This is a genomic window from Flavobacterium sp. B114r (assembly GCF_056824125.1).
On the sequence record NZ_CP124858.1, the window covers coordinates 3,884,847 to 3,898,667 of the forward strand.

Genomic DNA, 13,821 nt, shown 5'->3' on the forward strand with positions numbered 1-13,821 from the left:
CTATAAAGCCAATTGTCCAAATCCGTTGTAGCATCTATGTAAAAGCATAACTTAGAGTTACTAAAAACGAAGATTATGCCATTACAAGATGCCTTAATAAAACCAAAGATATTCATTGGTTTAGATATTCACAAAAAAAGCTGGAGCGTTTCCATTCAAACTGATCTCTTTTTTCACAAAACCTACTCGATGCCTTCTGTTGCCGAGGATTTATTTCAATATGTGGAGCAGACATTTCCTAATCACGATGTGGATCTAGTTTACGAAGCAGGTTGTTGCGGGTTTTCTGCAGCCCGCTATTTTTTAAACTTAGGTTGGCACGTTTTGGTAGTCAATCCATCCGATATCAAAACAGGAGACAAGGAAAGATATCAAAAAACAGACGCGTTAGATTCCAGAAATCTGTCCAATCAATTAAAGGCAGGGGTTCTCAGGGGAGTTTATATTCCTACGGAAGAACACGAACAGTTTACGACTTTGGCTCGCCATAGAACCCAAGTCACCAAGAAACTCCGACAAAGCAAATTGCATATCAAAAGTATGTTGCTCTTTCATGGGATAGCGATACCTACAGAATTTGATAATTCAAATTGGACCAAAGATTTTATGGTATTTAATAGACCACAATGGAATAAACTTTTACTGAATCTGAAAAAACAGAAAAACACAACTGATCTGGTCTTGTTTACCAAATGGGATCGTTTCAGCAGAAACGCCGGAGATGCCTATCAGATGATAAGTTTATTAAGAAAGTTAGGTGTAGAACCTCAAGCGATTGAGCAACCTCTTGATTTGGCAATTCCAGAAAATAAAATGATGTTAGCTTTTTACTTAGCGGCTCCTGAAGTTGAAAACGATCGTAGGGCTTTAAATACCTTTCATGGAATGAGAAGGGCGAAAAAAGAAGGTAGATATATGGGTATTGCACCGTTTGGATATGCTAATAAATCCAAAGAAGACGGAAGTAAATATATAGCACTTGTTGAACCTGCCGCTTCTGTTATGCGCTGGATATTTGAAGAATTGGCTAAAGGAATATTCAATACAGAGCAAATATATCATATGGCTTGCAGAAGAGGATTTAAAAGAACTAAAAATAACATGTGGGGCCTAATAAGAAATCCTGTTTATTGTGGTAAAATATTTATACCAAAATATAAAGATGAAGAAAGCAGATTTGTTACAGGGCAGCATGAGCCACTTATTTCTGAAGGCCTTTTTTATAATGTACAAGATATCTTAGATGGAAAATCACGCCTTTACAGACCTAAAATTAAAACTGTCGTTGATTTTCCGTTAAGAGGCTTTTTTATCTGTCCAAAGTGCCAAAAGAAGCTGCAAGGAAGTAAATGTAAAGGAAGACACAAATACTATCATTATTACCACTGTGAAGCGCAATGTAAGTTTAGAATTAACTCAGAAATCGCCAATGAACTTTTTATTGAAGATCTTAATAAGTATCAGCCTATAGCTGAAGTTAAGAAATTATACAGCTCGATTTTATATGAAACACATCGTGATCTCGCAAATAATGCCGGCGAACAGAAAAGAAGACTTGTAGAACAGATAAAAGATTTTGAACTCAGATTAAGCAATGCAAGAGATCTTCTCCTTACATCAAAAATTGAAGCTGATGATTATAAGGGATGAAGCGCAAAGCTTGGGGAGGAAATGTCAAAATAAAATAAGAACTTTGTAATCTAAGAATTTTATATGACCCCTATAGAACTTTTGAAGTTTATGCTTCCTGATTTTTTAGTAGAACATTTTGAAGTAGTTTCATCTACTAATAGCGAAGAAATATTACACCTCTATTTTGAAGAGCATGCTAAACCTCCAGAAGAGTTTAGTGATCTTCAATTAGTCTCAAAGGGTTTTCAAGATGAGATTACCATACAGGACTTTCCTCTGAGGGGTAAGTTCGTGTATTTACATATCAAAAGACGTCGCTGGACTAATAAAAATACAGGTGAGATCGTTAAAAGAGATTGGAATTTAGTAGCTAAAGGAACCCGCATGACTCAAGAGTTTGCGGCTTTTTTAAAAGAAATTAATAGATAAAACTGCTATTGACTGTCGTACCATTGGAGGTTTCTTTGGAGTCAATGGGAAAAAATTACAAAGACAATACAAAAAATTTTTAAGCTCCTTTAGTACGTGGGCTCCACGTGAACATGCACATGAGTGGATTATTTATCCTGAAAATATAGGTACTCACTTGTCAATTGATGAAGTAGCCTTGTCTCAGGGTGAGCTTTTTACTATTGTAACCAATAAGGAAGCTAGAGGTAAAAAAGGATGCCTAGTTGCTATTATTGAAGGGACAAAGGCAGATCAGGTCATTGAACATATTTGTAAAATTAATTACAAAAAAAGAAGTTGGGTTCAAGAAATAACACTTGACATGGCTAATTCCATGAAATTGATTTCCAAAAAATGTTTTCCAAAAGCGGTACAGGTTACCGATAGATTTCATGTTCAAAAATTAGCTCTAGAAGCATTACAGGAGATTAGAATAAAATATCGTTGGGAAGCTATGGATACTGAGAATCGATTGATATTACAAGCGAAAAGAGAAAACAAAACTTATCTGCCAGATCTTTTATCTAATGGAGACTCTGTAAAACAGTTGCTCGCCAGAAGTAGATATGTTCTTTATAAATCCCGCGATAAATGGACCGAAAGACAAAACGAACGAGCCCAATTGTTATTTGGCTTATATCCAGATATTAAAAAAGCATACAGTTTAACCCAACAACTACGAGGTATTTACAACAATAATAACAATAAACACATTGCGATGACCAAACTGGCACATTGGTACAGGAATGTAGAGGAGTCAGGGTTTAAAAATTTTAATATTCTTTTAAATACCATAACGGTTAATTACCAGTCAATCTTAAACTATTTTGACAATAGAAGTACAAATGCTTCAGCAGAATCTTTTAATGCCAAAGTAAAAGCATTTAGAAGTCAATTTAGAGGAGTACGAAAAGTAGATTTTTTCTTATTCAGATTATCCAATCTTTTTGCGTAATCCCCAACTTTTGCGTTTGATCCATTATAAGCTAATGAAAGATGACTATGGTGCACGAATTGCAAACCTTGAACGTGAGCTATCAACAGTCACTAAAGATAAGCATAGTATTGAAGAGCTACTGATAAAGGGGGTTGACAACCTTATCAAGCTTAGTGATTCATATTTGAAAAGGGATTTATCTGATGCAAGAAGCCTAATTGGTTTAGTTTACCCCGAAAATTTCACAATTCACGAAAATAAAGTACAAACCACTAGAGTGAACAAAATAGTGGAGTCTATTTATCTCATTAACAAACTGTTAAAAGCAAAAAAAAACGGGACAAAAGATGATTTTTATCTTTTGTCCCGAGAAGTGACCTCGACTGGATTCAAACCAGTAACCTCTTGAGCCGTAATCAAGTGCGCTATTCAGTTGCGCCACGAGGCCTTTTTTGTTTGCAATAAGCTTATTTTTTGTACCTTTATTGTGCCCTTATTGCGGGTGCAAAGATAGGAATAAATGTGAGATATCCAAGCATAAAATAACATAAAAATGAAAAAAAATGAAGATTGAAAATTATATACGTGATATTCAGGGATTTCCAAAAAAAGAAATTTTGTTTAAAGACATCACTCCGTTACTAAATGATGCGATAGCCAGAAAAGAGGCGCTTTCTATTTTAGTAGGATCGCTAAACGGACAAAATATAGATAAGGTTGTAGGAGCAGAGAGCCGGGGTTTTTTCTTTGGTATATTATTGGCTCAGGAATTAAATGCAGGTTTTGTTCCTGTGAGAAAACCCAAAAAACTTCCTTATGAAATAATATCGGCTTCTTATGAACTGGAATACGGTATAGATAGTTTAGAGATGCACACAGACGCAATAAAAAAAGGCGACAGGGTTTTGATTCATGATGATGTTTTAGCGACAGGAGGGACAGCGAAGGCTGTTTGTGAACTTGTAGAAAAATTAGGAGGTGAAATTGTACAATGCAATTTCCTGATGGAACTTAGTTTTTTAAACGGAAGAGAAAAAATTAAGGAACATCCAATTTTTGCTGCTATTACCTATTAAGGATAGAAATTGTCAAAAATAAAAAATCCCAATTCTGAAATAATTCAAAATTGGGATTCTTATGTTTTGTAGAAAACGATCTTATCTCAAAGTAGCTCCAAGTTCCGTCTCGAAAGTTTGTTGCAATTTAGACATGATTTTGTCAATTTGAGCGTCAGTAAGCGTTTTTGTATTGTCCTGAATGGTAAAGCTCAAAGCGTATGATTTTTTTCCTTCCGGAAGCTTTTCACCTTCATAAACATCAAATAAATTGACATCTTTCAAAAGTGACTTTTCAGTTTGCTTCGCCAGATTAAAAATACTTTCATAAGTGGTGCTTTTATCAATCAATAAAGCAAGATCTCTACGAACTTCTGGATACTTAGGAATTTCAGTATATTTAATTTTTCCCGTGATGATTTTCAATACCAAATCCCAATTAAAATCAGCAAAATATACATCCTGTTTGATTCCGAAATGTTTTAGTATTGATTTTTTTACAACACCCATTTCTACTAATGTGTCATTGTTGTAGCAAATCGCAGTTCCTTCTGAAAATATATCGGTTTGCACCGGCGCATTAGAAATTTTGTCAATTCCCAAACGGGCAAGAATTCCTTTTACATATCCTTTTAATAAAAAGAAATCAGTAGTTTTTTGTGGGTTTGTCCAGCTTTCTCTATTTCTGTTTCCGGAAACCAATAAAGTCAGATGTTTGTGTTCTTCGTATCCGTTAAGATATTTATGATATGACTTACCGTATTCGAATAATTTTAAATCAGAATTTTTTCTGTTGATGTTATATGAAATAGCCTCTAAACCAGAAAACAATAATGACTGGCGCATGGTAGCCAAATCACTGCTTAAAGGATTTAGCATAGTAACATTATGCTCTTCTTTTAATACGGTTGATAATTTAGCATAAGCTGCTGTAGTCAACGAATTGGCCATCATTTCATGAAAACCTTGCGAGTTTAATTGAGACGCAATTACATTTTGTACTTTATAATCTTCAGTTCTAGGCGAATTAGAAACTGTTGCATTGAATTTTTTTGAAAAGTTAATGTTGTTATAACCGTAAACTCTCAGGATTTCTTCAATTACGTCAATTTCTCGTTGTACATCTACACGATAAGCCGGTATTGTTAAACCTAAACCAGAATCAGAAACGCTGTTTACTTTAATATCTAAAGAAACTAATATCTTTTTGATTGTATCTTTTGGAATTTCCTGACCAATAATTTTAGAAACATGACTAAAGTTTAGTAAAACAGAAACATCTTCTGCTTTTTTAGGATATACTTCTACAACATCAGATGTCAATTTACCGCCAGCGACCTCTAAAATTAATAGAGCAGCACGTTTCAATGCATATTCAGTGATAGTTGGATCAATTCCTCTTTCAAATCTAAAAGAAGCATCCGTATTCAATTGATGTCTTTTAGCTGTTTTACGAATACTTACAGCATCAAAATAAGCACTTTCTAAAAATATAGTAGTTGTACCTTCAGTTACACCTGATTTTTTTCCACCAAAAACACCTGCAATACAAAGAGGACCTTTTTCGTCACAAATCATTAGATCCTCTTTATGCAATGTTCTTTCAACATCGTCTAAAGTGACAAATTTTGTACCTTCAGGAACCGTTTTTACAATTATTTTTCCGTTAATTTTTGCAGCATCAAACGCGTGAAGAGGTTGACCTAATTCGTGTAAAACATAATTAGTAACGTCAACAATGTTATTTTTTGGAGTTAGTCCAATAGCTTTTAAGCGATCCTGTAACCATGCAGGAGATTCTTTTACAGAAATCCCTGAGATTGTTACTCCGCAATATCTTGGTGCTAGAAGTGGCTCTTCTACATTTACATCAATTTTCAAAGTACGCATGTCAACCCTGAAGTTACTTACAGACGGAGTAATTAATTCGATATTGACACCGCGTTGCAACATTCCGGCTCTTAAATCACGTGCTGTTCCAAAATGACTCATTGCATCTGCACGATTAGGAGTTAATCCTATTTCGAAAACTTCATCATTTACAACTTGAAATACTTCTGATACTGCTGTTCCGGGTGCCAATGCAGCATCCAGAACCATGATTCCGTCGTGACTTGTGCCCAATCCTAGTTCATCCTCAGCACAAATCATTCCGTGACTTTCATGTCCGCGAATTTTTCCTTTTTTAATAGTAAATTCAACACCATCTTTATCATATAAAACAGTTCCAATAGTAGCTACCGGTACTTTTTGTCCTGCTGCAACATTCGCCGCTCCACAAACAATTTGTATAGGAGATTCTAAACCAATATTTACAGTAGTAATCTTTAATCTGTCTGCATCAGGATGTTTCTCACAAGTAAGTACGTGCCCTACAACAACACCTATTAAACCGCCTTTAACCGATTGGTATTTTTCGACCACTTCTACTTCAAGACCTAAATCTGTTAATAGTTCTGAAGTTTGCTCAGAAGTCCAGTCTGTTTTAATAAATTGTTTTAACCAGTTATAAGATATTTTCATGTTAACTTTTTTATTCTTTGTATAAGGATACAAATATAAGGATTGCGTGTGGTAGTAAGAAACAATTTATTTGGTTTTTTCGAGCTGTTTTTATTCAGTATTAAAGTTTCTGTTATTGAGTATTCTACATATTTACTGCTAATATTTTATTAATTTATAATTAAATATTAGTTATAAAAACGAATGTGAAATATTTGTGCTACTATGTGAATGAATAGTGCTATTCTGTTAAGAAGTATGAAGGTAAATTTGAAATGAATCAAAAACATAATATCATGAGCAATACCATCCAAAGACCTGAATTTAAGGCGAAATATGACAATTACATAAACGGCAAATTTACCGCACCGGTTAAAGGCGAATATTATGATGTTCTTTCTCCTATTGATGGAAAAGTATTTACAAAGGCCGCACATTCAGGCAAAGAAGATTTAGAATTAGCTGTAGATGCCGCATACGAAGCATTTAAAACCTGGGGAAAAACATCAGTTACAGAGCGTAGTATTTTATTAAATAAGATTGCACAAAAAATAGAAGATAACCTAGAGTATATTGCTACAGTAGAGACTATTGATAACGGAAAACCAATTCGCGAAACACTTGCTGCAGATATTCCGTTGGCAATTGATCACTTTAGGTATTTTGCAGGCGTAATTCGTGCTGAAGAAAGTTCAATTGCAGAACTTGATTCTCAGACAGTTTCTATTGCTTTAAGCGAACCATTAGGTGTTGTTGCCCAGATAATTCCATGGAATTTCCCAATTCTGATGGCAGTCTGGAAAATTGCTCCGGCATTGGCCGCAGGAAATACAATTGTTTTAAAACCCGCAGAAAGTACTCCAATTTCTATTTTAGTACTAATGGAATTAATAGGAGATATTCTGCCTCCCGGAGTTTTGAATATCGTAAATGGCTTTGGTGCAGAATTAGGCCGTCCGTTAGTGACCAACAAAAAAGTTTCTAAAGCCGCTTTTACTGGTTCTACCACTACAGGACGTTTGGTGATGCAATATGCTACAGAAAATATTATTCCGGTTACTCTGGAACTTGGTGGTAAATCTCCAAATATATTCTTTCCGTCAGTAGCAGATCATGATGATGACTTTTTTGACAAAGCAATCGAAGGCGCTGTTTTATTTGCCTTAAATCAAGGTGAAATATGTACTTGTCCGTCAAGACTATTAATTCATGAGGATATCTACGAAAAGTTCATTGCAAAAGTTATCGAACGTACGGAAGCAATTATTGCAGGAAATCCGTTAGATAAATCAACAATGATTGGTGCGCAGACTTCATTAGTGCAGAAACAAAAAATCATGTCCTACATTAAACTTGGCAAAGAAGAAGGTGCAGAATTGTTGACAGGAGGAGATGAAAATCATTTAGGAGGAGACCTTGAAGGCGGTTATTATATCAAACCAACTTTGTTTAAAGGGAATAATAAAATGAGAATTTTTCAGGAAGAGATTTTTGGACCAGTACTCGCAGTAACAACATTTAAAACTACTGAAGAAGCTATAGAAATCGCCAATGATACTATGTATGGTTTGGGAGCAGGAGTATGGACACGTGATGCACATGAAATTTATCAGGTTCCAAGAGCGATCCAATCAGGTCGTGTATGGATCAATCAGTATCATTCTTACCCAGCGGGAGCACCTTTTGGAGGTTATAAACAATCCGGAATTGGTCGTGAAAATCATAAAATGATGTTAGGACAATACCGTCAAACCAAGAATATGCTGATTTCATACGATAAAAAGAAATTAGGTTTCTTCTAAAAATAAATTACAACCCCTATATAAATTAGAGAGCAATATGTTAAACAAAAGTGTATTGTTCTCGCTAATAAATCATCTATATGCTACCTAAAACTATGAAAGCCGCAGTTATTAGAGAATTTGGTTCTCTTTTACAAATTGAAGAAGTCGAAGTTAAACGCCCGGGAAGAAATGAAATTCTTGTAAAAGTAATTGCAAGTGGAGTTTGTCATACTGATTTACACGCAATTGAAGGAGATTGGCCGGTTAAACCGAAAATGCCATTAATTCCGGGTCATGAAGCTGTAGGATATGTAGTTGCTTTAGGGCAGGACGTAAAAAATGTTAAAGAAGGAGATGCAGTTGGTGTGCCATGGCTTTATAGTGCATGTGGTGGTTGTGATCAATGCATAACGGGTTGGGAAACATTATGCGATACACAGCAAAATGGAGGTTATAGTGTAGATGGAGGATTTGCAGAATATGTAATTGCAGATGCAAGATATGTTGGGATTTTACCATCTAATGTGAATTTTATGGAAATGGCACCAATACTTTGCGCAGGAGTAACCGTGTACAAAGGACTTAAAGAAACCGAAGTAAAACCTGGTGAATGGGTTGCAATTTCAGGAATTGGAGGTCTTGGACATGTTGCTGTACAATACGCAAAAGCAATGGGAATGCATGTTGCAGCAATTGATGTTGCCGATGATAAACTTGATTTGGCTAAAAGACTTGGAGCAGATTTAGTAGTAAACGCAAAAAATCAAAATCCTGGAGAATTCTTAAAGAAAGAAGTCGGTGGAATGCACGGGGCATTGATTACCGCAGTTTCTCCTATTGCTTTCAAGCAAGGTCTTGAAACATTAAGAAGAAAGGGTACAATGGCACTCAACGGACTTCCTCCGGGAAATTTTGATTTATCAATTTTTGATACTGTTTTAAACAGGATTACAATTCGAGGTTCAATTGTAGGAACTCGTAAAGACATGAAAGAAGCAATTGAATTTGCTGTTGAAGGAAAAGTCAAAGCTACCGTTACGCCAGCAAAACTGGAAAATATTAACGAAGTTTTTGACAAAATGAAAAAGGGGCAAATTGAAGGACGAGTCGTTCTTGAAATTGCAAAAGCATAATTAAAATCATAAAAGTAACAAGCTTATAGTATTATAAGTTTGTTACTTTTTTAAATTATTAGAATCATGATAAAAAGACTTGACGCCACACAAAAAGCTATTGATTTAATAAAAGTTCTAAAAGAAAAACACGGTAATTTAATGTTTTACCAGGCTGGAGGCTGTTGTGAAGGTACACAACCACAATGTTTTGAAAAAGGCGGATATTATCAGCGTATGGGAGATGTTTGTATAGGAACTATTGAAGATACTGAATTTTGGGTCGACAAGGATTTATTCGAATATTGGAAACATGCGCATTTTACATTAACGGTAATAGACGCTTTTGGAGTAGGGGGCTTTTCACTGGAAACTCCTTTAAAAAAAACATTTCAAATTGAATATCGAATTTTTACTGAAGAAGAAGAGAAAGATCTTGAACCGGTTAAGTTTATTGATTAAAGAGCAGTTCAAAGAAACGGAGTTGTAAATTAATAAAGTTTTTTTGTCCATTATATTCACTAAAAAATGATAAAAAATAACATTTAAATCGTTTCGAAAAATGAGTTATTTCTATTATGTTCAAGAGGCTGTCCGAAAAGTAATTTCGGGCAGTTTTTTTTTGTTTTACACATTGATTTTTCTTATATTTAAGTACTAAAATCAATGATTATGCAGCCAGTTTTTAAGCCTCATTCGGTTCACCAGCAAGATCTTTTTCCATTGAATTTAAATGATCTGATCCCAGAGAATCATTCTGCCCGATTAATAGACAGTGTTGTTGAACAGTTGGAAATTTCCGAGATTATATCACAGTTTAAAGGCGGTGGAAGATCCAGCTACCATCCTAAGATGTTATTGAAAATATTGTTTTACGGATATCTCAATAATACCTATTCCAGCCGAAAGCTGGCTAGAGCCGTGAAGGAGAATATATATTTTATGTGGCTCTCGGGAGGACTTCAGCCGGATTTTAGAACTATCAATGACTTTAGAGGAAAAAAATTAAAAGGGAATATCGAAAAACTTTTCAGCCAGGTCGTTCTGATGATGGTAGATTTAGAGCTCATTAGCCTGGAGAGACAATTTATTGATGGTACTAAAATAGAAGCCAACGCACATAAATACAGCTTTGTGTGGAAGAAAGCAGTTGAAAAACATAAAGACAGGCTTCAGGGAAAAATCGATGCTGTTCTGGCAGATATTGGTCAGGCTATCGAGTCAGACATTATGCATACTGATAACCAAACTGATACCAAGGTAGACAGTAAGAAATTAGAAGAAAAAATACACGAGATCAACCAAAGTGAAAAAAAGCAGAAGCTGAGTAAACAGCAGAACAAATCACTTCAAAAACTCGAGAAAGAACAGCTTGTAAAACTTAAAGAATATGAGAAACATCTCGAAATTCTGGGGGATAGAAACAGTTATTCGAAAACCGATACCGATGCTACTTTTATGCGCATGAAAGAAGATCATATGGGCAACGGACAATTAAAAGCGGGTTATAATATTCAGATTTCTACAGAAAATCAAATTATTACACATTACTCCACCCACCAGACTTCTACTGATTTTACCACATTAAAGACTCACTTAGAAGGATTCAAAAGCAACTACGGCAAACAATCTGCAAAAGTTATAGCCGATGCGGGCTATGGAAGTGAGGAAAATTATCAACTCCTTGAAGACAAAGAAATTGATTTTTTTGTTCCCTACAACATGTACCGTATCGAAGAGACCCGTAAGCATAAAAACAATTTATTCCACGCACAAAACCTGTTTCATAATAATGAGCAAGACTTTTTGGTTTGTCCAATGGGGCAGCAAATGCCTCGTATCTTTACTAAGAAATCAAAAACTACAACTGGTTTTGAACAGTATCATTCGGTATATGAGGCTTTAAATTGCGCAGGATGTCCTCTGCGGGGGCAATGCTTTAAAGCTAAGGGGAACAGACGGATAGAAATTAATCACAATCTTCAAAGACTGAAATTCAAGGCAAGAGAGAATTTAGAAAGTGAATTGGGCAGGGAAATTTATAGTAAAAGATGTATTGAACCAGAGCCGGTTTTTGGTAACATCAAGCAAAACAAAGGATTTAAAAGATTTACACTTACCAAAACAGCCAAAGTAAATACTGAATTTGGCCTGATTGCTATTGCTCACAACTTTTCTAAATGGATCGCTAAAATCCGTTTGGGCAATTTTAACCTCATTTTTGATCTCGTAGAAGCTTTAGAAAAGTTTATAGAAGACCATTTTAGCCCAAATTTACATTTTTCAAGAAACACTCTGTAAATTTACTAGTATAATAAAAGAAAGAGGTCGTCTTTTCAGACAACCTCTACTATGTGTAACGGTTAGTAAAGCTTCTATGAGAATCTAAAAAGGACTCCAATTTATTACCAAAGGCAAAATGCCATAATCGACTGCGAGAAATCTTTGACACTTGGCAGTTCTGGATCCTTGTGCCTTTTAAAGAAAATTAATTAACATACAGTAATTGATATTGCTTAGGAGTAATTCCCTCGTGTTTTTTAAACAACCTGATAAAATAATTTGCGTCTTCAAAACCGGATAAGTAGCAAACTTCATTTATTTGAATTGCAGGGTTTCGAAGTAATTTTTTAGCTTGTTTTATTTTTTCATTCAAAATATACTCAATCGGACTCATGCCTAACTCTCGTTTAAAGAACCGATAGAAAGATGCTGTGCTCATACAAGCTTTGTCACTCAGGTTTTTAAGGTTTATATTTTCTTTTAAATTGAGTTTAATAAATTCAGTTACTTCAAAAATCGGATTGTTGGATTGAATTGCAATTCCATCATCAATCGATTTTATCGTTTGTGTTTGTATAATTCGGATTAGTAATTCCTGCAAAGTCAAGTCAGCAAGAGCGTCTTTGGTAATAGAAGTTCCCATGCATTCCTTAATCAGTTTATTGATTGTTGAAGCAAGATCTACATTATTGTAAAAGAAATAGTTTTGATAATTTAATTGCCAATAAGCATCAGCACCTTCTTTTGGATAACGCTCGTTTAGAAAGTTTAATGTCTCTGTTATTTTAGGTTTGTCTATTGCTAATGCAAGGCATTGGGTGGGATTTTCTCTGGAAGCTTCAGGAAAATCAATTTTCATTTCTACGTTCGACGGAATAACCACTGTTTCGCCTGGCAGATAATCAAATCCGGGTTCATCAAAAAGATGCATTACTTTTTTACCTCTTAACATACTGGTTACCACAAAATCATTGAATTTTAAAGGAACCAGGTTCGAAGATTCGTAGGTTTCGAAAATATTTAGTTCACAATGGTTTAGTGTATAAACGGTCCTGTTTTCGATAAGAGTTTTTAATGATTTTTTATTTGATAATTGCGGAGGATTGATTAAAGCACGTTGGTTATTCATTGTGATTAAATTTTAAGTAAAGACTTTAAATTTAATAAAAATTTTAATAGAAAACTTACATTTAACGTTTAATTAAATGAGTTCTTCAACATGTTTTTTTATGTTTTCTGCAATTTTTTTGGTAGGCAAATCATTTTCATCGTCACCAAAAGGATCTTCAATTTCTTCAGCGATAAGCTCTAAACTAGCCAATACATAAAAAATGAAAACAACGACCGGAGCAACAAAATAACCCAGACTAATAGAATAACCAAAAGGTAATGTCATGGTGTAAAAGAAAATGAATTTTTTTATAAAAGCGCTGTAAGAATAGGGGATAGGAGTGTTTTTTATTCTCTCGCACGCTCCGCAGATATCAGTAAAAGATTGTAATTCTTCATTTAAAATAATAAGTTGATCCCCTGTGATTTTTTTAGCATCATATAAATCGTTGATCTTATGAAACATCATTCTTTTTACCTGATTCGGTTTATGTTTATGATGATCAATTTCAAGATCTACATCTTCAAAAAGTTGTTTGCTCGTTTCAGAATCATGCAAATGTTTGTGTAAAATTGAAGCATAAGTGGGAATGAATTTTCTGAAAAACTTTCGATCGTTTTCATCTTTAAGCATTGCCGAAAGTTTGATAGCCAGATTACGGCTATTATTCACGAGACCTCCCCATAATTTCCGACCTTCCCACCAACGATCATACGCTGTATTGGTTCTGAAAACAAGCAATAACGAAATTACAAATCCTAACATTCCGTGCATAATTGGAATGTTGTGGATGTAATCGTTTTTACCAAATTTAAAATACGCGATTTCAAGATATCCGATAATACAGGAATAAATTCCGATAGCGATCATAATCGGAAACAGCTTTCTTACGGTATCTGATTTATGAACATGGAATATAAAAGTAAACCAATCTTTTGTATTATATGAGATCATT

General features: G+C 34.6%; 12 protein-coding genes and 1 tRNA gene. 9 read left to right on the forward strand and 4 right to left on the reverse strand.

Annotated features, from left to right (window positions below; genetic code table 11):
• The first annotated feature begins 75 nt into the window (after window positions 1–75).
• The 4 genes from QLQ94_RS16445 to QLQ94_RS16460 all read left to right on the forward strand — a co-directional run bounded on the left by QLQ94_RS16445 (window position 76) and on the right by QLQ94_RS16460 (window position 3,428).
• A complete protein-coding gene (locus QLQ94_RS16445; protein ID WP_482497850.1) occupies window positions 76–1,650 on the forward strand; it encodes a recombinase family protein in 1,575 nt (524 codons plus the stop codon).
• A 63-nt stretch (window positions 1,651–1,713) separates the two neighbouring features.
• Window positions 1,714–2,061: an ISAon1 family transposase N-terminal region protein gene (locus tag QLQ94_RS16450; protein ID WP_427401293.1), complete on the forward strand. Its 348-nt coding sequence runs from the start codon at window positions 1,714–1,716 to the stop codon at window positions 2,059–2,061.
• A 22-nt stretch (window positions 2,062–2,083) separates the two neighbouring features.
• Window positions 2,084–3,037 (forward strand): ISAon1 family transposase, encoded by a 954-nt coding sequence (locus QLQ94_RS16455; RefSeq protein ID WP_482499945.1) that lies wholly within the window; start codon window positions 2,084–2,086, stop codon window positions 3,035–3,037.
• 34 nt (window positions 3,038–3,071) lie between these two features.
• A complete protein-coding gene (locus tag QLQ94_RS16460; RefSeq protein ID WP_482497852.1) occupies window positions 3,072–3,428 on the forward strand; it encodes a hypothetical protein in 357 nt (118 codons plus the stop codon).
• On the opposite strand, the gene QLQ94_RS16465 is transcribed toward QLQ94_RS16460, so the two are convergent.
• Window positions 3,394–3,467, reverse strand: a tRNA-Arg gene (locus QLQ94_RS16465). The two genes, QLQ94_RS16460 and QLQ94_RS16465, sit on opposite strands and share 35 nt — an antisense overlap.
• Window positions 3,468–3,582: 115 nt before the next feature.
• Between QLQ94_RS16465 and QLQ94_RS16470 the strand changes: the two genes are divergently transcribed.
• Entirely contained in the window at window positions 3,583–4,095 is a 513-nt protein-coding gene (locus tag QLQ94_RS16470) for an adenine phosphoribosyltransferase (protein WP_271336593.1), read from the forward strand.
• An 81-nt stretch (window positions 4,096–4,176) separates the two neighbouring features.
• Here the strand turns inward: QLQ94_RS16470 and pheT are convergent, their stop codons facing one another.
• Complete coding sequence (gene pheT / locus QLQ94_RS16475; protein ID WP_271336594.1) at window positions 4,177–6,597, reverse strand: phenylalanine--tRNA ligase subunit beta; 2,421 nt, start codon at window positions 6,595–6,597, stop codon at window positions 4,177–4,179.
• A gap of 275 nt (window positions 6,598–6,872) precedes the next feature.
• Between pheT and QLQ94_RS16480 the strand changes: the two genes are divergently transcribed.
• The 4 genes from QLQ94_RS16480 to QLQ94_RS16495 all read left to right on the forward strand — a co-directional run bounded on the left by QLQ94_RS16480 (window position 6,873) and on the right by QLQ94_RS16495 (window position 11,773).
• Window positions 6,873–8,378, forward strand: a complete 1,506-nt coding sequence (locus QLQ94_RS16480) for an aldehyde dehydrogenase family protein (protein WP_271336595.1) — start codon at window positions 6,873–6,875, stop codon at window positions 8,376–8,378.
• A gap of 80 nt (window positions 8,379–8,458) precedes the next feature.
• Window positions 8,459–9,493, forward strand: a complete 1,035-nt coding sequence (gene adhP / locus QLQ94_RS16485; protein ID WP_482497854.1) for an alcohol dehydrogenase AdhP — start codon at window positions 8,459–8,461, stop codon at window positions 9,491–9,493.
• 66 nt (window positions 9,494–9,559) lie between these two features.
• Window positions 9,560–9,934 (forward strand): DUF779 domain-containing protein, encoded by a 375-nt coding sequence (locus QLQ94_RS16490; protein WP_271336597.1) that lies wholly within the window; start codon window positions 9,560–9,562, stop codon window positions 9,932–9,934.
• Between the two features lie 204 nt (window positions 9,935–10,138).
• Window positions 10,139–11,773 (forward strand): IS1182 family transposase, encoded by a 1,635-nt coding sequence (locus tag QLQ94_RS16495; RefSeq protein ID WP_072959494.1) that lies wholly within the window; start codon window positions 10,139–10,141, stop codon window positions 11,771–11,773.
• Between the two features lie 187 nt (window positions 11,774–11,960).
• Here QLQ94_RS16495 and QLQ94_RS16500 read toward each other — a convergent pair whose 3' ends face one another.
• Window positions 11,961–12,884: an AraC family transcriptional regulator gene (locus QLQ94_RS16500; protein WP_271336598.1), complete on the reverse strand. Its 924-nt coding sequence runs from the start codon at window positions 12,882–12,884 to the stop codon at window positions 11,961–11,963.
• Window positions 12,885–12,956: 72 nt separating this feature from the next.
• Window positions 12,957–13,820 (reverse strand): bestrophin family protein, encoded by an 864-nt coding sequence (locus tag QLQ94_RS16505; protein ID WP_271336599.1) that lies wholly within the window; start codon window positions 13,818–13,820, stop codon window positions 12,957–12,959.
• Window position 13,821 lies beyond the last annotated feature (1 nt).

What these genes read in the sequence shown, in the direction of transcription:
- QLQ94_RS16445 (WP_482497850.1), top strand. Translation starts at nt 76, where the DNA reads ATGCCATTACAAGATGCCTTAATAAAACCAAAGATATTCATTGGTTTA.
- QLQ94_RS16495 (WP_072959494.1), top strand. Translation starts at nt 10,139, where the DNA reads ATGATTATGCAGCCAGTTTTTAAGCCTCATTCGGTTCACCAGCAAGAT.
- QLQ94_RS16505 (WP_271336599.1), bottom strand. Translation starts at nt 13,820, where the DNA reads ATGATCTCATATAATACAAAAGATTGGTTTACTTTTATATTCCATGTT.
- QLQ94_RS16450 (WP_427401293.1), top strand. Translation starts at nt 1,714, where the DNA reads ATGACCCCTATAGAACTTTTGAAGTTTATGCTTCCTGATTTTTTAGTA.
- QLQ94_RS16460 (WP_482497852.1), top strand. Translation starts at nt 3,072, where the DNA reads ATGAAAGATGACTATGGTGCACGAATTGCAAACCTTGAACGTGAGCTA.
- pheT (WP_271336594.1), bottom strand. Translation starts at nt 6,597, where the DNA reads ATGAAAATATCTTATAACTGGTTAAAACAATTTATTAAAACAGACTGG.
- QLQ94_RS16470 (WP_271336593.1), top strand. Translation starts at nt 3,583, where the DNA reads ATGAAGATTGAAAATTATATACGTGATATTCAGGGATTTCCAAAAAAA.
- QLQ94_RS16480 (WP_271336595.1), top strand. Translation starts at nt 6,873, where the DNA reads ATGAGCAATACCATCCAAAGACCTGAATTTAAGGCGAAATATGACAAT.
- QLQ94_RS16490 (WP_271336597.1), top strand. Translation starts at nt 9,560, where the DNA reads ATGATAAAAAGACTTGACGCCACACAAAAAGCTATTGATTTAATAAAA.
- QLQ94_RS16500 (WP_271336598.1), bottom strand. Translation starts at nt 12,884, where the DNA reads ATGAATAACCAACGTGCTTTAATCAATCCTCCGCAATTATCAAATAAA.
- adhP (WP_482497854.1), top strand. Translation starts at nt 8,459, where the DNA reads ATGCTACCTAAAACTATGAAAGCCGCAGTTATTAGAGAATTTGGTTCT.